This window comes from Enterobacter sp. UPMP701, from assembly GCF_053709515.1.
The window spans coordinates 14,706-34,465 of the sequence record NZ_JBSKJN010000020.1 but is presented as its reverse complement, the minus strand read 5'-3'; the positions used below and the strand labels follow the sequence as shown (position 1 = coordinate 34,465).

General features: G+C 56.4%; 17 protein-coding genes. 15 read left to right on the top strand and 2 right to left on the bottom strand.

What is annotated here, in order from left to right:
* Positions 1-79 precede the first annotated feature (79 nt).
* Together ACWKXT_RS23135 and ACWKXT_RS23130 are read left to right on the top strand one after the other, a co-directional pair.
* Positions 80-1,051: a fatty acid desaturase gene (locus tag ACWKXT_RS23135; protein WP_454533475.1), complete on the top strand. Its 972-nt coding sequence runs from the start codon at positions 80-82 to the stop codon at positions 1,049-1,051.
* On the top strand, positions 1,044-1,802 hold the full coding sequence (locus ACWKXT_RS23130) for a phosphate/phosphite/phosphonate ABC transporter substrate-binding protein (protein ID WP_454533474.1): 759 nt from the start codon (positions 1,044-1,046) through the stop codon (positions 1,800-1,802). Before ACWKXT_RS23135 ends, ACWKXT_RS23130 begins: the two co-directional genes overlap by 8 nt.
* Here the strand turns inward: ACWKXT_RS23130 and ACWKXT_RS23125 are convergent.
* Both ACWKXT_RS23125 and ACWKXT_RS23120 read right to left on the bottom strand, forming a co-directional pair.
* Positions 1,781-2,677: a LysR family transcriptional regulator gene (locus tag ACWKXT_RS23125; RefSeq protein ID WP_454527720.1), complete on the bottom strand. Its 897-nt coding sequence runs from the start codon at positions 2,675-2,677 to the stop codon at positions 1,781-1,783. The two genes, ACWKXT_RS23130 and ACWKXT_RS23125, sit on opposite strands and share 22 nt — an antisense overlap.
* Before the next feature lie 22 nt (positions 2,678-2,699).
* Positions 2,700-4,988, bottom strand: coding sequence for an FdhF/YdeP family oxidoreductase (locus tag ACWKXT_RS23120; RefSeq protein ID WP_454533473.1), 2,289 nt, complete (start codon positions 4,986-4,988; stop codon positions 2,700-2,702).
* 981 nt (positions 4,989-5,969) lie between these two features.
* Between ACWKXT_RS23120 and ACWKXT_RS23115 the strand changes: the two genes are divergently transcribed.
* The 13 genes from ACWKXT_RS23115 (at position 5,970) to ACWKXT_RS23055 (ending at position 19,467) form a co-directional block, all read left to right on the top strand.
* Positions 5,970-6,464 carry an SH3 domain-containing protein gene (locus ACWKXT_RS23115; protein ID WP_454533472.1) on the top strand — a complete coding sequence of 165 codons (495 nt, stop codon included), beginning with the start codon at positions 5,970-5,972 and terminating at the stop codon, positions 6,462-6,464.
* A 23-nt stretch (positions 6,465-6,487) separates the two neighbouring features.
* Positions 6,488-6,991: a type VI secretion system lipoprotein TssJ gene (gene tssJ, locus ACWKXT_RS23110; RefSeq protein ID WP_116339318.1), complete on the top strand. Its 504-nt coding sequence runs from the start codon at positions 6,488-6,490 to the stop codon at positions 6,989-6,991.
* 28 nt (positions 6,992-7,019) lie between these two features.
* On the top strand, positions 7,020-8,363 hold the full coding sequence (gene tssK, locus ACWKXT_RS23105) for a type VI secretion system baseplate subunit TssK (protein WP_454527717.1): 1,344 nt from the start codon (positions 7,020-7,022) through the stop codon (positions 8,361-8,363).
* A gap of 17 nt (positions 8,364-8,380) precedes the next feature.
* Complete coding sequence (locus tag ACWKXT_RS23100) at positions 8,381-9,619, top strand: DotU family type VI secretion system protein (protein ID WP_119915863.1); 1,239 nt, start codon at positions 8,381-8,383, stop codon at positions 9,617-9,619.
* Positions 9,620-9,621: 2 nt separating this feature from the next.
* On the top strand, positions 9,622-13,242 hold the full coding sequence (tssM, locus tag ACWKXT_RS23095) for a type VI secretion system membrane subunit TssM (protein ID WP_454533471.1): 3,621 nt from the start codon (positions 9,622-9,624) through the stop codon (positions 13,240-13,242).
* A gap of 16 nt (positions 13,243-13,258) precedes the next feature.
* Complete coding sequence (gene tagF / locus ACWKXT_RS23090; protein WP_454533470.1) at positions 13,259-13,975, top strand: type VI secretion system-associated protein TagF; 717 nt, start codon at positions 13,259-13,261, stop codon at positions 13,973-13,975.
* Between the two features lie 11 nt (positions 13,976-13,986).
* On the top strand, positions 13,987-15,003 hold the full coding sequence (gene tssA, locus ACWKXT_RS23085; RefSeq protein WP_454533469.1) for a type VI secretion system protein TssA: 1,017 nt from the start codon (positions 13,987-13,989) through the stop codon (positions 15,001-15,003).
* Positions 15,004-15,078: 75 nt separating this feature from the next.
* The gene (gene tssB, locus ACWKXT_RS23080) at positions 15,079-15,603 is read left to right on the top strand and encodes a type VI secretion system contractile sheath small subunit (protein ID WP_008502644.1); all 525 of its coding nucleotides are present in this window, start codon (positions 15,079-15,081) and stop codon (positions 15,601-15,603) included.
* Between the two features lie 3 nt (positions 15,604-15,606).
* Positions 15,607-17,106, top strand: coding sequence for a type VI secretion system contractile sheath large subunit (tssC, locus tag ACWKXT_RS23075; protein ID WP_148241900.1), 1,500 nt, complete (start codon positions 15,607-15,609; stop codon positions 17,104-17,106).
* A gap of 349 nt (positions 17,107-17,455) precedes the next feature.
* Positions 17,456-17,860 carry a Rap1a/Tai family immunity protein gene (locus ACWKXT_RS23070; RefSeq protein ID WP_226347761.1) on the top strand — a complete coding sequence of 135 codons (405 nt, stop codon included), beginning with the start codon at positions 17,456-17,458 and terminating at the stop codon, positions 17,858-17,860.
* Entirely contained in the window at positions 17,857-18,351 is a 495-nt protein-coding gene (locus tag ACWKXT_RS23065; RefSeq protein ID WP_454527713.1) for a T6SS effector amidase Tae4 family protein, read from the top strand. The genes ACWKXT_RS23070 and ACWKXT_RS23065 overlap by 4 nt, the downstream gene beginning before the upstream one ends.
* A 27-nt stretch (positions 18,352-18,378) precedes the next feature.
* Complete coding sequence (locus ACWKXT_RS23060; RefSeq protein ID WP_108417629.1) at positions 18,379-18,804, top strand: T6SS amidase immunity protein Tai4 family protein; 426 nt, start codon at positions 18,379-18,381, stop codon at positions 18,802-18,804.
* A gap of 180 nt (positions 18,805-18,984) precedes the next feature.
* Positions 18,985-19,467, top strand: a complete 483-nt coding sequence (locus ACWKXT_RS23055; protein ID WP_008502640.1) for an Hcp family type VI secretion system effector — start codon at positions 18,985-18,987, stop codon at positions 19,465-19,467.
* Positions 19,468-19,760 lie beyond the last annotated feature (293 nt).

Genomic DNA, 19,760 nt, shown 5'->3' with positions numbered 1-19,760 from the left:
GCGATTTAAGTTCTTTGTGATTTCAGACGTAATCCCCGATCGTCAGGGCATTGTCTCTGGCGAAACGGCGTCTGAAGGAATGAGTCAACGAAGCTCCCTCTATTTACATCCGCAACAACGCGAACAAATCCACCGTCTTGCATCGGGTTTTTTATGGCGAAGCGAACTGCCCACGTGGCTGTTGATCGTCACTATTTATGCCGGCTGGTTTGCCACGCTGACCTTCTGGCAAACGCTCGGCCTGCTGCCCGCCACGCTGCTGCTCATCGGGTTTACCGCGTGGTACATGTCCCTGCAGCATGAGCTGATCCACGGACACCCCACGCGTTTGGCCTGGCTTAACCAGCTGTTTGGCACGCTCCCGCTGGCGGTCTGGTATCCGTACGGCCTGTACCGGGATTCCCATCTGGCGCATCATCGTCACGATAGCCTGACCTTTCCGGCGGATGACCCGGAGTCGTACTATTTTACCGATGAAAGCTGGGCGCGCTTTACCCCCTGGCAGAAACGCGCGATCCGCGCCCGAAATACCTTTGTCGGTCGGATAGCGCTGGCGCCGCTGCTGGATATCCTTCAGACACTGGGCAATGCCGCGGCAGCGTTTCGTGATTTTCACCTGCGGGCGATGACGATGTGGCTGGTCCACGTTTTGCTGCTGGTGGCGCTCTTCGCGTGGATGGTGCATAACGGCTTTTCACCCGTCTGGTTCGTGCTGGCGGTCAGTTATCCGGCGCTGGCGCTGACCAAGGTCCGGTCGTTTTACGAACATCGCGCGGCGGACGATCCCCTTGCGCGCTCCGTTATTAACGAGGCCGGGTTATTCTGGCGGGTACTGTTTTTGAATCTCAACTACCATTCAGTCCATCACGATCTGCCGGGCGTTCCCTGGTACGGGCTGAAGGCGATCTACCAGCAAAACCGGGAGGCGTACCGGCAGCGAAACCACGGTTTTCTCGTCAGGGGCTATGGTGAATGGCTGCGCCAGTTTTGGGTCAGACCCGTCGACGTCACCGTTCATCCCGGAAAACAACAGGGGGAAGGGTATGAGTAACCTGCTGGCGTTTCCCATGTATGCCGTGGATCGCGCCGACACCCGCGCGCTCTGGCTGGCGGTTAAGCGGGTACTGGCGACGCGCGGTGTGTCCGTCGATCGCGACCCCGGCTGGCCGGAGTCCGATCTGCTGACCCACTGGCAGCAGCCTGCGCTTATCCTCAGCCAGACCTGCGGTTATCCGCTGGTCACGCAGCTGCCGGACGTGCAGGTGGTCGGCTGTTTTCACTATACGGCACCGGGCTGCGAAGGGATCCAGTACCGCAGCTTTCTGGCGGTACGCGAGGAGGATCGGCACCTGACGCTGGCGGATTTTCGCGGACGTCGTGCGGTGTGTAATTCTGCGGACTCCCAGTCCGGCTTCAACGCGCTGCGAAAAAAAGTGGCCCCCTTGTCGAGTGACGGTCCATTTTTCTCGCAAACGGTCTTCAGCGGCAGCCATCGCCAGTCGCTGATTGCTGTGAAACGCGGGGCAGGAGATATCGCGGCCATCGACTGCGTCACCTGGGCACTGCTGCAGCGCCATGAGCCGGAACGGCTTGCGGGGCTGGCGGTCATTGACCGCACTCCGCTGACGCCAGGGTTGCCGCTGATTACCTCGCATAACACCTCGTCTGAAACGCTTAACGACATTCGCGATGCGCTCCGCGTGCTGGTAAGTTCGCCCGAATACCGGGAGGTGTGCGACGCGGTGCTCATTAGCGGTTTCAGCGTGGTGTCGCGGCAGGCCTACGCCTCGTTGCTCGCGTGATAAATTGCCTGCGCGTCGGTAAAACAGCGCAGCGCCAGCGAGGAGAGAGGTTTTTGTCTGCGCATAATCAGGCCGATGGGAGCCTCAATGTTCGCGTCGGCGATGGGGACAATCCTGAAATTGCTGTTCAATGCTTCCAGCCCGTTGTTCAGCGGCATCACGGCGCAGCACACGCCGCTCTGTACGGCCTGGATGATCTGGAACGTGGAGTCGCTCTCAAAAACGGCCGTCGGTTCGATACCGGCAGATTTAAAGCTGGCCTCCATGTGCGCCCGGTAGTGCATCCCTTTGGTCAGGAATCCCAGCGGAAAATCCGTCAGGTCGTGCCAGGTGAGCGGTGCCTGGTCCAACTGGAAATGACGGGTATCGTGCAGCAGGCCCATCTTCGTTTCAGGAAGCTGGATAATATCAAACAGGCTGGTGTCGATGCTGTTGAGATAGCAGATCCCCAGTTCCAGCTGGTTGCGGCTGACGCCGTCGGCAATCTGCGCCGAAGACATAGAATAAAGGCTGTAAGTGAGTTCTGGGTATTTTTGCGTCAGCTGACGAATGAAGATCATCGGATCCACGCTCGCCAGCGGGACCATCCCCAGACGCAGCTCACCCACCACCTGGCCTTTGCACAGCGCGGCCTCCGCCTGCAATCCGTCGTGCGCGGCCAGAAGGGCGCGCGCCCACGCGAGGATGCGCTCTCCCTCAGGCGTAAACCCTTCAAAGCGCTGTCCGCGCGCAATCAACACCAGTCCCAGCTCCTCTTCCAGGTTGCGGATACGCATGGAGAGGGTCGGCTGGGTGATGTTGCACTGCGAGGCCGCTTTACCAAAGTGCCGGGTCTCATCGAGCGCGATTAAGTATTTTAACTGTTTTATATCCATGAGTTCCTCCGCGCGAACAGCCTTACAGCATGCGGATTTCTTTCGAGCGTAGGGTGATGCGAACCGGAACCGATTTATACGACGGCGTCCCGCTGTCCTTATCGAGATAATCGAGCGGCACCAGCACGTTGGCCTCCGGGTAATAGGCGCCGACGGTGCCCGGGGCGATGCTGTACGCCACCACCGTAATATCCTCCAGCCGCTGAACGCTGCCGGGCAGGGCGGTTTCGATATCCACGCGATCGCCGTGTTCCAGCCCTGACTGCGCCATATCCTCTTCATTCATAAACAGCACGTCGCGGCGGCCAAACACGCCACGGTAGCGGTCATCAAGGGCATAAATGGTGGTGTTGTACTGGTCATGGCTGCGCAGGGTGATCAGGCGCAGCACATGCTCGCCTTCACCGCTGGCGTTCTCGTGTACGCCGTCGAATACCGAGAACATGGCTTTGCCCGTCGCGGTCGGCCAGATACGCTTTGTTGGCGGCAACGGCATGCGGAAGCCGCCGGGAACGCGGATCCGCGCGTTGTAGTTCTCAAAGCCTGGAATAGTTTGCTCGATCAGATCGCGGATGCGGTCGTAATCCTCAACCAGCGTCAGCCAGTCCACGCGGGTTTCCGGCAGCGTAGCTTTCGCCATGCCCGCGACGATAGCGGGTTCTGACCGAAGCAACGGCGAGGCGGGTTTCAGCTTGCCGGAGGAAGCATGCACCATCGACATGGAGTCTTCGACGGTAATGGACTGACGGCCGGTGGCCTGCATATCCAGTTCAGTGCGGCCAAGGCACGGGAATATAAAGGTCTCTTTGCCCACCAGCAGATGAGTACGGTTGAGCTTGGTGCCGACGTGCACGCTCAAATCCAGGTTACCCATTGCCGGAAAGCCCCGCTCGTGATCGGGCATCGCAACCGCAAAATTACCGCCGAGGCAGATAAGCGCTTTTGCATGGCCGTCAATCATCGCCTGCGTGGCCTGCACCGCATCGTGTCCGTGGTGAGAGGGGGGCTCAAAGCCAAACACCTCCTTCAGACGGTTCAGGAAGGCCGGGGCAGGTTTCTCGCTGATGCCGACAGTCCGGTTTCCCTGAACGTTTGAGTGACCGCGCAGGGGGCAGATCCCCGCGCCGGGCTTGCCGATGTTCCCGCGCAGCAGCAGCAGGTCAGCAATCAGGCGGACGTTCGCCGTGCCTTTGTTATGCTGGGTGATCCCCATTCCGTAAGTAATGATGGTGGCGTTTGATTTGGCATAGGCCTCTGCGACTTGCCTGAGCGCCGCCTGGCTGAGCCCCGACTCGCGCTCAATGTCGTCCCAGCGAGTTTGCGCGATATCGGCGGCAAAATCTTCAATGCCCTGAGTATGTTCAGCTATAAACGCGTGGTCGAGCACGTCACCGCGTTCGGCCTCCATCTCCAGAAGGTGTTTGGCAATGCCCTTCAGCGCGGCGGCATCGCCTCCGGCCTTCACCTGGAAATAGGTCGAGGCGATATCCGTGGAGCCGTAGGTCGCCATTTCTATCACGCTTTGCGGGTCGGCAAAACGTTCGAGGGCGCGCTCGCGCAGCGGATTAAAAACGATAATCGGCACGTTGCGTCGGGCCAGCTCGTGTAGGGTGCCCATCATTCGCGGATGGTTGGTGCCGGGGTTATGGCCAATGGAGATGACCAGCTCGGTCTTATCGAAATCGTCCAGCGAGACGGTGCCTTTCCCAATACCGATTGAGCGAGGCAAGCCGACGCTGGTGGCCTCGTGACACATATTCGAGCAGTCCGGGAAGTTATTGGTACCGTACTCGCGGGCAAAAAGCTGGAAAAGGTACGCCGCTTCGTTGGAGGCACGTCCGGAGGTATAGAACTCGACCTGGTCCGGTTCGAGCCCGCGCAATATTTCCCCGATGCGTTGAAACGCCTCGTCCCAGCCGACGGGCCGGAAGGTATCGCTGGCCCGGTCATAGCGCAGGGGATGCGTCAGACGACCGTAACCCTCCAGCTCAAAATCCGATTTTGCCAGCAGCGAGGAGACGCTGTTTTCCGCCAGAAACGCAGGGGTAACGCGCTTGCTGGTCGCTTCCCAGGTCACCGCTTTCGCGCCGTTCTCGCAGAACTGGAACGTGGATTTGTGTTCTTTATCGGGCCACGCGCAGCCGGGGCAGTCAAAACCGTCCGGCTGGTTGGTACGGAGCAGCGTAGCAGGGGCGTCAAAGGTGTCCATTTGAGTACGCACCGCAATGGCCGTCGCTTTTAACGCGCCCCAGCCGCCGGCAGGACCCTCATAGTGTCTGATACCGGGAACTGAGCGTCTTTTCGTTTTCATACATACTCCTGACGGGTTTGATCGCGCAACGGCTGGGCAATAAGCGAAAGCAATAACTGGCAGGACCAGAATCTCATGCAGTCGAACTGTGGCTCTTGCCTGTAATAATGTTTTATAACAATGAGTTAAAATAGGTAGCGTGTAACTATTTAAAGAAATTATAACGAATTTTTATCATTTTAATAATAAATTGTATCTATCATCCGGTAGGCAGGATAGATAGCGTCGAGCAAGAAAGTATGTAGCACAGATAAAATTTCGAATGAAAGTGACGGTAGGTCAAAAATGAAGATATCGCGGCCAACAGGCGATATAAGGGCTTCAGGAGAGTGAATAGTGATTGGAATGTTTACTCGGGCTTAATGATTCATGGGAATATTTAATGGCTCTCAGGGTAATTATCACAACATGAAATATAAGTTATTTTGAGCCGTGAAATTAAAGGTGCACGTCATAAGTAAAAATAACGATGCTGTGTTCGGGTAACACGAGCAATATTAAAGATACCTTGTTAGTGCAACAAATAATTCATCGTCGATATATTCTTCTGACATCACCAAAACGACAATTCTACTAATTATGGTAGTGGCGATAATAGCATTATTGCGTTAATGAAATTAGTTCTCTTTTGGTTTTTATGCTTTAATAACAGGGTGTTATAAGGTTAGTGAGGGAGGAAATAAGCAGGGTCAGGTCATGTCGGGTTTTTTTATCAGATAAATCCTATAATGTTTCGACTGCTTCAATTACCATCACTTACGATGCGGTAAATATTGAATTGAAGCAAAGCTCATGTAAACTTGTTTACCGTTTGTCAAAATATGTCAGGAAGACGCTGGGCCTTATTCTGAAGGGCTCGTGCGGTAGCTATGCCTTAAAGTTAGTAACACCCCGAAATTATCCTGACTATTTTAACGATAGCACTTAAGTCAAACTTCATCCCCTTATCTCCATCATCAAAATATCGCTACGGAAAAGCATATGAAAATGCGCGTACTGTTTTCACTTCTGTTTGTAATGGCGGTGGCGGGCTGTAAAGCGCCACAGAAACCCGCGGTGACCGACGACACGATCGTGACCAGCCAGGTCAACGGCATTACCCTGACTCACCGTCACGCCGTGGTGCCGCCAACGGAATTCACCCAGCTCAACGAGCCTTACCGTGCCATGTATCCGGCCTCCCTGATGAGCCGTCCTGACTTTGGCGGAAAGGTTATCCGTACGCTTGAAACCGGCAAAACTTATGTGGTGCTGGGGCAGGTTGAACACTACTGGATGGCGCTTGCTGATGAAGGAAACGACCAGCTGATTGGCTACGTTCCGATGCGTGCCGTTATCAAAGCCGACCAGTACGAAGCCACCGTTCGCAAACAGGCCATTCGCCCTAAGACGCGCAAAAAAGCGACCTGCGTCGATGTGGATGGTAACAGCAAAGCCTGCAAAGACAGCGCTAACGGTACCTGGATCCTGAACTAAACGGCTTTCGTGGGCGTATTTTTATGAATAATAAAAAGTTTCATCGGCTGTGGTTAGTCTTTTACGCGGCGTTTTTCGCCCTTGTCAGTGGTTGTACGTCGTCTTCACACAGCGACCCTTCCCGCTACAATCTGCAGTTTCAGGCTCATCCACAAATCAATGATTCTGCGCCACTTAAAGTCCGGGTGCTGTTGTTGAAATCCGATGCGGATTTCATGTCCAGCGACTTCTATTCCCTGCAGAACAACGCGTCAGCAACGCTTGGCGCGAATCTGCTGAACAGCGATGTTTTCTTCCTGATGCCGGGACAGCTGTCCAAAACCCTCAGCGGTCAGAGCGATCCCGAGGCGCGCTATATCGGCGTGATGGCGGAATATCAGAAGCTGGATGGAAAAAAATGGCGCGTTTCACTCCCTCTGCCTGTGCCGGGCGAAAATCATATCTACCAGTTCTGGAAATGGTCCGCGGATGAACTCCAGGCCAACGTTTTTCTCGACGTAAACGGCATTCGGGTCATCAGCCAGTAACGCGCTTCACAACAGGAAACACATCATCATGACCAAAGCAGAAAAGGTCGTCTGGACCGAAGGCATGTTCCTGCGTCCACACCATTTTCAGCGGACTGAAAGTTATCTGCTCAACCATGTTCGTGAGTGGGGTGCGCTGCAGCGTTCTTATCTCTGGGGCTTTCTCGACGTAGAACTGGACGAAGCGATGCTGCGCCAGGGCTGTATTGCCCTGAGCTACTGCAGCGGGTTACTGCCGGACGGTACCTTTTTCCAGGTCCGCAACGGACGCAATGGTCCGGCGCCGCTTAAAATTCCTGACAATCTCACCAACGAAAAGGTAGTGCTCGCGCTGCCGGTTCGTCGTGGCGAGCGGGAAGAGGTGATTTTCAGCGAAGAGCCTGCCTCGCTGGCGCGCTTCGTCGCGTTTGAGCAGGAAGTCGAAGACGATAACGCCATGTCGGTGGGGGATGCCACCGTCCAGTTTGGCCGCCTGCGCCTGACGCTGATGCTGGAAAAAGACCTCACGGCAGAATGGACCGCCATCGGCGTGGCGTTTGTGACGGAAAAACGCAACGACAACCACGTGCGGCTGGATAACAGCTACATCCCGCCGATGCTGAACGCCAATAACAGCCCGCAGATCTACAGCATGATTAACGATCTGCACGGCCTGTTGGTGCAGCGCAGCCAGCAGATTGGCGGCCGCCTGCGCCAGCCTGGCCGCTTTAATACCTCAGAACTGATTGAGTTTACGCTGCTCTCGCTTGTTAACCGTCATCTCGGTGAGGTTTCACATTTAAAAACACTGCCGCTGCTACACCCGGAAACGCTCTGGCGCAGCTGGCTGCCGTTTGCCACCGAGCTCACGACCTGGACGTCGCAGCGCACCACCGAGAGCGTGCTGCCGATTTACGATCACGACGATCTGGCGAACTGCTTCAGCAAGCTGATGCTGATGCTGCGCCAGGGGCTGTCGCTGGTGATGGAAGACCACGCCATTCAGCTGCCGCTTAACGAGCGCTCGCATGGCCTGAACATCGCCACCGTTCCTGAAACCAGCATGGTGCGCGAGTTCGGGTTCGTGCTGGCGGTAAAAGCCAACGTGCCTGGTGAACACCTGCAGACCCATTTCCCGGCACAGATGAAAATCGCGCCGGTCTCGAAAATTCGCGATCTGGTCCAGCTTCAACTGCCGGGCATCATGCTCCGCGCTATGCCGGTCGCGCCACCGCAGATCCCATGGCATGCCGGATACAGCTACTTCGAACTGGAGAAGGGCAGCGAGCTGTGGCACGAGATGGATAAGTCCGGCGCATTCGCCCTGCACCTTGCGGGTGAGTTCCCGGGGCTGGATATGGAGTTTTGGGCCATCCGTAGCCCGACAGAATAATAAAGCGAGCGCTTAATATGCAGGAACGACAGGACACCGGCAGTGATGCCGCGTTTACCGGAGCCAGTAGCAACAACCCGCTGGTGGCGGCCGCCAACCCGCTGCTCAATGCGATTCCGCAGATCCGTCATTCGGTATCCCATGACGATCAGGTGGCGTTACGCCAGCGCCTGATCGATGAGATCCGCCGTTTCGAAGTCCGCTGTCAGCAGGCGGGGCTGCCCTACGAAGTGATCGTCGGGGCGCGCTACTGCCTGTGTACGGCGCTGGACGAGGCCGCCGCGCTTACTCCCTGGGGCAGCAGCGGCGTCTGGTCAAGCAATGGCCTGCTGGTGACGTTCCATAACGAAACCTGGGGCGGCGAGAAGTTCTTCCAGCTGCTGGCGCGCCTGTCGCAGAACCCGCGCGAGCATATCCTGCTGCTGGAGATGATCAACTACTGCCTGCTGCTCGGCTTCGAAGGGCGTTACCGGGTGCTGGATAATGGCCGTACCCAGCTTGAAACCATCAAGCAGCGGCTTTGGCAGATGATCCGCGGCGTGCGCGGCAGCTATCCGCCGCCGCTTTCTCCTCATCCGGAAGATCGTCCGGTGCTGCGCAAACTCTGGCGTCCGATGGTTCCCCTGTGGGCCTGCGTGGCGCTGGCCGGGTTTATCGCCTGCCTGTTTTATATTGTGCTTAACTGGCGTCTTGGCGATAACACCAACCCGGTGCTGGCGAAGATTTATCAGTCTCAGTTGCCGGAAACCACTATTCAGCAACCGGCCCGTCAGCTACCAGCGGTGCTGAACCTGCGCGGCTTCCTGAAGCCTGAAATCGAGGCGGGTCTGGTGGCGGTAAAAGACGAAGCGGATCGCAGCGTCGTGATCCTGAAAGGTGACGGTTTGTTTGCCTCCGCTTCGACCGTCGTGCGCGACCGCTATGAACCGGTCATCAACCGCATTGCGCAGGCGATGAACAACGTCAGCGGCAAAATTCTGGTAGTGGGCTACAGCGATAACGTGCCGATCCGCAGCGCGCGCTTTGCCTCTAACTACGAGCTCTCTCTGGAACGCGCGCGCTCCGTACAGAAAATGCTGCAGGGAAGCCTCTCTCAGCCTGGCCGCGTGAAGGCGGAAGGGCGGGGCGAGATTAACCCGGTGGCGCCAAACACGACGCCGGAAAACCGCGCCCGTAACCGCCGTGTGGAAATTACTCTGCTGGTGTCGCCTGAAAACACCCAGGCCGAGCTGAACGGATTGCCACAAGGAAACTAAGGATGCTGACTACACTTCTTTCCATTCTGACCAACCGCATTCTGTGGAGCTTCCTCGGCGTTACGGCGCTGGCGGCGGTGATCTGGATGATTGGTCCGCTGTTGTCCATCGTGGACACCCGACCGCTTGAGTCTGAACAGAACCGCATTATCAGCATTGCCGTGGTCTATCTGCTCTGGGCGCAGGGCCACATTCTCCCGCGTCTTTATAACGCCTGGCTGAACCGCAAGCTGATGGACAAGCTCAACGAGAACACCACCAGCCCGGAGGCGGCGGATCCGCAGCAGCGACTGAACAGCGAGGAGCAGATCCTCGCCAGCCGTTTTGATGAAGCCGCGCAGATGCTGAAAAAAGCGCACTTCAGCAAAGCGGGCCAGGGCGCCCAGTGGACCCAGCGTTTCAGCACGCAATATCTCTACCAGCTGCCGTGGTACGTCATTATTGGCGCGCCGGGCTCCGGTAAAACCACGGCGCTGGTTAACTCCGGGCTGCAGTTCCCGCTGGCCGACCGTTTTGGTAAGACCGCGCTGCGGGGCATCGGCGGCACGCGCAACTGCGACTGGTGGTTCACCAACGAGGCCGTGCTGCTGGACACCGCGGGTCGCTATACCACCCAGGAGAGCGAGCAGGTGCAGGACGCCGGTGAATGGTTGCAGTTCATGGGGCTACTGCGCAAATACCGTCGCCGCCAGCCGATCAACGGCGTCATCGTCACCATCAGCATTTCCGACCTGTTGACCCAGTCTGCCGAGGCGTCCCGCCAGCAGGCGGTGAACCTGCGCCAGCGTCTCTCTGAACTGCACGAACAGCTGGGTATCCGCTTCCCGGTGTACGTGATGGTGACCAAGGCCGACCTGCTCAAAGGCTTCCGCGCGTGGTTTGCCGACTACGACAAAGCGCAGCGAGACCAGATCTGGGGATTCACGCTGCCGTGGGAACAGACCAAACACGCTGATTACGACCTGATGGGCAACTTCCAGCAGGAGTTTTCTCTGTTACAGCAGCGCCTCGATGCCGGGCTGCCTGAAACCATGCTCAAAGAGCATGATGCAAAAACCCGCGCCGAAGCGTATCTCTTCCCTCAGGAGTTTGCCGCGCTGCGTCCGCTGCTGGCGGACTACCTGAGCACGGTCTTTGCACGTTCCAACTTCGAAACCGAGTTCTCGCCGCGTGGAATCTACTTCGCCAGCGGGACTCAGGAAGGCATGCCGTTCGACCGCGTGATGGGCGAACTGAACCGCGCGCTCTCCCTGCCGGAAGGGGATGAGAGCTCGCGCTGGGATTCGGTCAGTAAAGAGGCCCCAATCCCGGGCGCGAAGGGCCAGAGTTTCTTCATCAAGAATTTGCTGCAAAACGTCATTTTCCAGGAAGCCGGGATCGCGGGGGAAAACCGCTGGTGGGAACTGCGCAACCGGGCGGTGATCTGGTCCGGCTACGCGGCGCTGCTGGCCCTGCTGGTGATCCTCGGCGGACTGTGGCTGACCAGCTATGCCAAAAACAAGGCCTATCTGGAAGAGGTGGATGCGAAGGTGCCCCTTCTGGATCAGCAGAGCAAAGCGTTGCAGAACCAGCCGCAGCGTGACCTGTTCGATCTGCTCCCGCTGCTAAATGGCCTGGTCGACCTGCCGAAAAGCGACGCGTTTGATGTCAACGATCCGCCAGTATCGCGCCGCATGGGGCTTTACCGTGGGGATGACGTCAGCGACGCATCGCAGTCCCTGTATCAGAAGGCGCTGGATCAGCTGCTGTTGCCCGCCGTTGCTATGCACATCACCACCTGGCTTCGCAACGACAACGGCAGCGACGTGGAGTACAGCTATGAGGCGCTGAAAGCCTATCAGATGCTCTATCAGCCGAAGCACTATGACGGCAAATTCCTGCATTCGTGGGTGATGCTCAACCTGCAGCGGAATCTGCCGCAGAACGTCACGAAGGCGCAGCTGCAGCAGCTCGAATGGCACCTGACGCAGCTGCTGGAACCGAAAATCCAGGCTTCGCCGTACGCGCAGGACGAATCCCTGGTGGCGCGTGAAAGAGCGCTGATCAACCAGCAGCCGCTTTCAACCCGCGTCTACGGTCGCCTGAAGCGCCTGCTGGAACATGATGACAACCTGAAGCCGGTCTCTCTTTCCGACCTGGGCGGGCCGCAGAGCGAGCTGGTGTTTTCCCGCAAAAGCGGTAAGCCCGTGAGCGAAGGCGTGCCGGGTCTTTATACGCCGGACGGTTACTGGAAAAGCTTTAACGGGCAGATTGACAGCGTGACGACCGCGCTGCATGAAGACGATGCCTGGGTGCTGGGCGCCGCGACCGCGCAGGAAGATAAACAGCAGATCGATAACGCCGTGCGCCAGCTCTACATGCGCGACTTTATCGCGAACTGGGATCGCTTTCTCGCTGACATCCAGCTTAACAACAGCGCCGATCTTTCCCAGCGCATCAACACCGCGCGCCTGCTCTCTGGCGCGAACTCGCCCCTGCGCCGTCTGGTACAGAACCTGAGCCAGGTCCTGACGCTCTCCCGCGATACTCCGGCACCGGAAGATGCCGGTAAAGCGCAGGTGCAGAGCAACCGCGCCACCCGCACGCTGGAAGCGCTGTTCAGTAATAACGACACTGCGCCGACGCAGGCGGCTGCGGTTATCCAGGCTCCGGAGCAGCTGGTAACGGATCACTACGCGCCGATGATTGAGCTGGCGCAGCCGCTGGAAAAGGGTGGCAAGACCATCGTCTTTGATGATTTTCTCAAACAGGTGGACGAGCTTTATCGTTACCTGACCGCCGTCCAGGATGCGGCCAACAGCGGCATGCCGGCACCGGGCGGCGAGGCGATCAGCCGTCTGCAGGCCAGCGCCGGTCGTCTGCCAGGCGGACTACAAACCATGTTCAGCAATATGGCGGTGGGGGCCAGCAGCGATACTCAGCGCCGTGACCTGGAAAACGTCCGTAAGCGGATTAACGTCGAAGTCGGCGGGTTCTGCCGTCAGGCGATCGCCGGTCGCTACCCGCTGGTGCGCAGCGCGAGCACCGAGGTCACTCCTGACGATCTCGCCCGCATGTTTGCGCCGGGCACCGGGCTGATGGACACCTTCTTTCGCGACAACCTGACCAGCAAAGTGGATACCACGCAGGCAAACTGGCGCTTTATGCCAGGCATCGACGGTAAAACCCTGCCGGGCAGTGAAGGGCTACTGAGACCGTTCCAGCAGGCCCAGTCGATTCGCGACGCTTTCTTTGCTAACGGCGCCACCACGCCGTCTTTCAAGGTAACGGTACGCACCGTACGAATGGATAACACCATTCTGAACCTGACCCTGGACGTTGACGGCCAACTGCTGCGCTACAGCCACGGTCCGCAGGCCGTGCAGATCATGAACTGGCCGGGGCCGGGTGGCACCAATCAGGTCCGTATGCAGCTGGGTCTGGCTAACGGCAGCACCGCGACGCTGGTCACTAACGGCGCCTGGGCGCTCAACCGCTTTTTCGATAAAGCGAGCACCAGCCCGGGCGCGGGAAGCCTGAGCCGTCAGGCCACCTTCAACGTCGACGGCCATCAGGTCACGCTGGAGTTTGCTCCAAACAGCATTCGCAACCCGTTCCAGCTTCCCCGTTTCTCATGCCCATAACCGCAAGGACAGCCGTATGACGAATACCCCTGCGATGAACCGCTACAGCTGGTATGGCAAATTACCCAGCGCCGGAGATTTTTTGCAGCGTCGCTTTCCTGACACTTTACAGCGCCAGTGGTCACACTGGTTTCAGGTCGGCCTGCTGGCCTGGCAGCAGGAAGAGCAGCGCAGCGGCGAACGCCAGTTCACGAAAGCACCGGTCTGGAATTTCGTCGTCCCGCCGATGCTGGGAAGCCAGATGATCCAGATGGGCTGTCTGCTGCCCGGCCGCGACAGCGTTGGCCGACACTACCCGGTTTGCATTCAGCTCAGCTTTGCCCCGTCAGAGTGGTCGACCAGCCTGCTCAGCCAGGCGGAGAGCTGGTATCAGCAGATTGGCCGTCTGGGCCTGCACGCGGTGCGCAACAGTTTTTCCGCCTCACAGCTGGATGAGATGCTGATGTCTATTCCGGCACCGCAGCCCGTCGAGCCGCAGAAGCGTTCCGACATCCTCGACGTGATTGGTTACGACGAGGACGGCCAGAGCACGCTGGGCTGGCCACAGGCGGCAGAGTGTTTTGACCCGCTGCGTCAGACCAGCTACTGGTGGACCAACCGCTGCGACGGATACCCGCTGTACACCCACGTTCACAGCGGCAACTTCACCGGGCAGCTTTTCACCCTGCTGTTCGACCCGGCAGGGGGAGCCCGTCCGGGGCGTCACGGTCTCTATCCGCCCATGTTTGAATAAGCAGGGAACGTATGAATATCGAAGAATTTCTCGCGCCAGTCAGCCCCGACAAGCCCTGTGGCGACAATCTGGAGTACGACGCTGACTTCCAGGCGATGAACCAGGCAAGCCTTGGGAAAGCGGAACAGCAGTTTGGCGACACCATTATCCCGGCAGAGCCAGCGGACTGGAACACGGTAGAAAAATTCGCCACCAGCCTGCTGAGCCGCACTAAAGATCTTCGCGTGATGCTGGCGTTAACCCACGCCTGGACGCGTCGTCGCGGCCTTGCGGGCTACGCGGACGGATTATTGCTGGTGCAGGAGGCGATCGCGCGTTACTGGGAGACGCTTTATCCGCTGCTGGAAGAGTATGGTGAGACCGACCCGTTCTATCGTATTAACGCCCTGGCGGGGCTGAGCGATAAATCCGAGCTCACCGTCGCCGTGCGAAACGCCTCGCTGCTGCGTTCAAACGGGGATGAAATTTCGCTCCGGGATGCCCAGGCCCTGCTGGATGGCAGCAAGACGGAATGTCCGGACTATCCGGGCGGTCGTCCACGGCTGATTGACGAGCTGGCCCGCGGCGACCAGCCGGGGACCGCCGCGGTTATCGTCATTAACGAACGGCTGCTGGCGATCCGCGAGCTGCTCATCGGGCATCTCGGTGAAAGCGGCGTACCGGAAATGGAACAGCTGCTGAAAACCGTCGGGCTGGTCGCCAGCGCGTGTCAGGTGACCGACATCAGCAAGCTGTTGCCGAACCGTGATGCGCAGGCTGAACAGCATGCCGAGCCGCAGCCGGTGGCCGCGTCGCCCGTTCAGCAGGTGACGGACTGGCGCAGCGTGCAGGTCACCAGCCGCGCCGACGCGCAGCTGATGCTGGAGAAAGCGAAGCAGTATTTTGCGCAGTACGAACCGAGCCACCCCGCGCCGCTGATGATTGAACGGGTGCAGCGGCTGTCAGAACTTAACTTTATGGACATTATTCGCGACCTGGCGCCAGACGGCGTTAACCAACTGGAAAATATCTTTGGACGCCGCGAATAACGCGTCCAGGCATTATGACGACAGGCATGGAGCCTGCCGTTTCACCTTCACCGCGCATCTTTGATGGAGAACATCATGGCAATGAGTAACAGTGGGCAGAAATTCATCGCACGTAACCGTGCCCCCCGCGTGCAGATCGAGTACGACGTAGAGATCTACGGCGCAGAACGTAAAATTCAGCTGCCGTTCGTGATGGGCGTTATGGCCGATCTGGTCGGCAAACCGGTGGAAAACCTGCCGGCCGTCGACGAGCGTAAATTCCTTGAAATCGACATCGACAACTTTGACGAACGCATGAAGGCGCTGAAGCCGCGCGTGGCGTTCCAGGTGGATAACACCCTCACCGGCGAAGGTAAGCTCAACGTGGATCTGACCTTCGACAGCATGGACGACTTCCTGCCCGACGCGGTAGCCCGCAAGGTTGAGCCGCTGAACAAGCTGCTGGAAGCCCGTACTCAGCTCTCCAACCTGCTGACCTATATGGACGGCAAAAACGGTGCGGAAGAGCTGATCGCAAAAATTCTGCAGGATCCGACGCTGCTCAAATCTCTGAGCCAGTTGCCGAAAAATGACGAAAGCGCGAAAGGTAGCGAGGAATAATCGATGAGCAACCAGACTCAACAACATGAGCAGCAGGCGGGTCAGGCGTTCAGCCAGGATGAATTCAGCGCGCTGCTGAACAAAGAGTTCCGCCCGAAAACCGATCAGGCCCGTTCAGCCGTAGAGAGCGCGGTCAAAACCCTGGCGCAGCAGGCGCTGGAAAATACCGTCACCTTCTCCAGCGACACCTACCGCACCATTCAGAACCTGATCGCCGGTATCGATGAGCAGCTGTCGCAGCAGGTGAACCAGATTATTCACCACGAAGAGTTTCAGAAGCTGGAGAGCGCCTGGCGCGGTCTGAGCTACCTGGTGAACAACACCGAAACTGACGAGATGCTGAAGATCCGCTTTATGAGCATCTCCAAGCAGGAGCTGGGCCGCACTCTGAAGCGCTTCAAGGGCGTGGGCTGGGACCAGAGCCCGATCTTCAAGAAAATCTACGAGCAGGAGTACGGTCAGTTCGGCGGCGAGCCGTTTGGCTGCATCGTGGGCGACTACTACTTCGACCACAGCCCGCAGGACGTTGAGCTGCTGGGCGAAATGGCGCGCATCGGATCTGCGGCGCACTGTCCGTTCATCACCGGTACCGCACCTGGCGTGATGCAGATGGAGTCCTGGCAGGAGCTGGCTAACCCGCGCGACCTGACCAAAATCTTCCAGAACACCGAATATGCTGCCTGGCGTTCCCTGCGTGAATCCGAAGATGCCCGCTATCTGGGTCTGGTGATGCCGCGCTTCCTGTCGCGCCTGCCGTACGGCATTCGCACCAACCCGGTCGACAGCTTTGATTTCGAAGAGCAGACCGACGGTGCGAACCACAACAGCTACTCCTGGGCGAACGCCGCCTATGCGATGGCGGCCAACATCAACCGCTCCTTCAAAGAGTATGGCTGGTGCACCTCGATTCGCGGCGTGGAGTCCGGCGGGGCGGTGGAAAACCTGCCGTGCCACACCTTCCCGAGCGATGACGGCGGCGTGGACATGAAGTGCCCGACCGAGATCGCCATCAGCGACCGTCGCGAAGCCGAGCTGGCGAAAAACGGCTTTATGCCGCTGGTACACCGCAAAAACTCCGACTTTGCGGCCTTTATTGGCGCGCAGTCGCTGCAAAAACCGGCCGAGTACCACGACCCGGATGCCACCGCCAACGCGCGTCTGGCCTCTCGTCTGCCGTACCTGTTTGCCTGCTGCCGCTTTGCTCACTACCTGAAGTGCATCGTGCGCGACAAAATCGGCTCCTTCCGCGAGCGCGAAGAGATGGAACGCTGGCTGAATGACTGGGTGATGAACTACGTGGACGGCGACCCGGCCAACTCCTCTCAGGAAACCAAGTCCCGCAAACCGCTGGCGGCTGCGGAAGTGCAGGTGCAGGAGATTGAAGACAACCCGGGCTACTACGCCGCGAAGTTCTTCCTGCGTCCACACTACCAGCTGGAAGGCCTGACCGTTTCTCTGCGTCTGGTTTCTAAACTGCCGTCGCTGAAGACGAAAGACGCGTAATGATAATTGCCGGCCCGTAAGGGCCGGCACTATGACGTTGAATATGAAAAAGATAATGAATTTGAAGGAAAATTCTTGGTGAAAAAATTCATTATCTATTTCATCGCTTATTTATTGCTTTTGATTTCGGCAATGATGTTTTTTACCGCATGCGGTTACTACCTTTTGATATTTGACTGGCAACAGGGTGTTTTGAGAGCGATATTGCACGTACTTTTGCTTGTCGGATGTATTGCTCTCGCGATGTGCATATACGCTACCGGTGAGAAAATCAAAAAGCGTTGTTAATCCTTCACTGACCACGTTTAGTTATGCTGAAAGAGAAATCTAATCTGGAGCAGGAGAAACAATGAAGTTACTTACCCTACATGTTTTGCTGTTTACCGGTCTGTTGGGAGCGACGCCACTATGGGCTGCTAATGGCCAGAATGACTCATCAAATCTTCTACGCGACCCTAATACGCTGTCCCGTAATGATGTACGAATGAGCGGGGAAAAGTTTCTTTTAGCGTGGCTCGCAAAAGATAACGAGCAGGAGCAGCTTAAAGCGAATATGTACCTGCTTGGGGTAATGGATGCGACGGAGGGCAAATCCTGGTGTGGATATACGGTCGCGTTGCCCGGTTCATTACGAGAGAGCATTTACAGCTATTTCAGAAAATTGCCTGAAAACCGTAAGAAAGAAGCTGCATCATCATTAATCACCGAGGCTCTCGCGCAGGATTTACCGTGCAAAAAAGGAGTTCAACCATGAAACCGTTGTATGCACAGTTAAAAGCACAACATTACTCCTCTAACGAAGCCCGTCCGGGTTATGTCCCTCGGGATGATCTCTTTAATGAAATAGGTTACGACGCAAGCGTGCTCATTAAGTCCAATCCAGGATATATGAATACTTGCGCAGTGCGAATGAGTCTCGCTCTCTTAAAGTGTGATGTTAAATTTGGAGGACGTTTGGCTATAAAGAGTGGGCCATATAAGGGTAAAAAAATTGAACCTGGTGCGAAGCTTTTAGCTGACCAGCTCTATAAAGCGAGTGTGTTTGGCAAGGCAGAAATCTATACTGATATTCGTGAGGCAGGTCAAAAACTCCGTAACCGTAAAGGTGTGATTTTCTTCAACCGTATAACTAATTACAACGGTGGACACATCGACCTATTGGAGCCGGTAGGAGATAACATGATGCAGTGCAATTCCGATTGTTATACAGACTGTAAAGAGATTTGGTTCTGGGAACTGAGATAGCGTCATAGCGCAAATAAAGATATCGCCATGTTTAAAAAAACACTTTGCCTGTTTCTTTTTCTGACTAGTTGCTCATCTTATTCTGCCAACACGGACCTTCAATTCTTTCATCAACAAACTTACAGGCAGGTGATGAAAGATTACGTTTTGGCACGCTGTCTTGCTGAGGTGGCAGATGAAGGTGGTCAGTTTTCTGCTGATGCAGGGCTCAGTGCAAGCGCACTCCTGGAGTGGATGCCCTTCGATGTTGAAAATGGCATGGAGAAAATTGAGGCTGTTATAAATAAATATAAAGACGAAAAGAACAGCTTTCACTCTGAACGTTCACAAAAAATCAAAGGCGTAACTTTAAATTGTCTCCGTCTTTATCATAGCGACGAACTGAATAAAATGGTTTCTCAGGTAATAGTTGGCGATCCTGACCGTAGCTGGATCCAGGATAACCCGCAGTAGTAAAAGACTTCACATTCTTTCCGTTCATTCAGGGGGAATGTAAGACTGTCAAATGACACGGGTCATTTGATGTGAGGCAGAGGTAAAATATGGACGGTTTTATTCAGCCCCATGCTTTCCTGTTTGCCATATAAGTGCTTTTTCGAAAGCAATATTGTTCATCCACGAAGAGTAGATATTATGGCTATTGATATGTTTCTGAAGGTCGAGGGTGTTACGGGCGAATCTAAAGATTCTAACCACACCGGCTGGACTGATATTACCTCCTTCTCCTGGGGCGCTTCCCAGCCAGGTAATATGAGCGTCGGCGGTGGCGGCGGTGCCGGTAAAGTTAACTTTAACGACCTGCACGTAAACGCGCTGATCGACAAATCCACCACCGCTATCCTGAAACACTGCGCCAGCGGTAAACACCTGACTAAAGTTGAGCTGTCCGTCTGTAAAGCCGGCGGCCAGCAGGTGGAATACTCCCGCATCACGCTGGAAGATGTGCTGGTCACTTCTGTTCAGTACACCGGTGCTGACAACGGCGATACCGTTGGCGTGACCTATGCATTCCAGGCTGCGAAAGTGAAACAGCAGTACTGGGAGCAGACCACGTCTGGCGGTAAAGGTGCTGAAAGCAGCGCTGGCTGGAACATCAAAGAAAATAAAGAAGCATAATTGCGTATGTGGCCGGGGAATTTTCCCCGGTCATTACGATTGGTTCACTACTCGGTGTATAATAGCGATGGAAAGAGCGTTAACTGTTATATCCATTGTATTATCATGTAGCGCGTGCATATCCCATCCTGCTCAGTTTCAAAGTTTAACTGTTAAGCTGGAAAAAAATGTCCCCTGTTTTGGGTTTTTGGATGACACGAGGCCAGGTGAAACTGTTTTAGTTTACGAACCTTCAATATCTCGACAGGTAGGTAATGAATGGGAAGCTATATATTCCCCACAAATTTTTCATT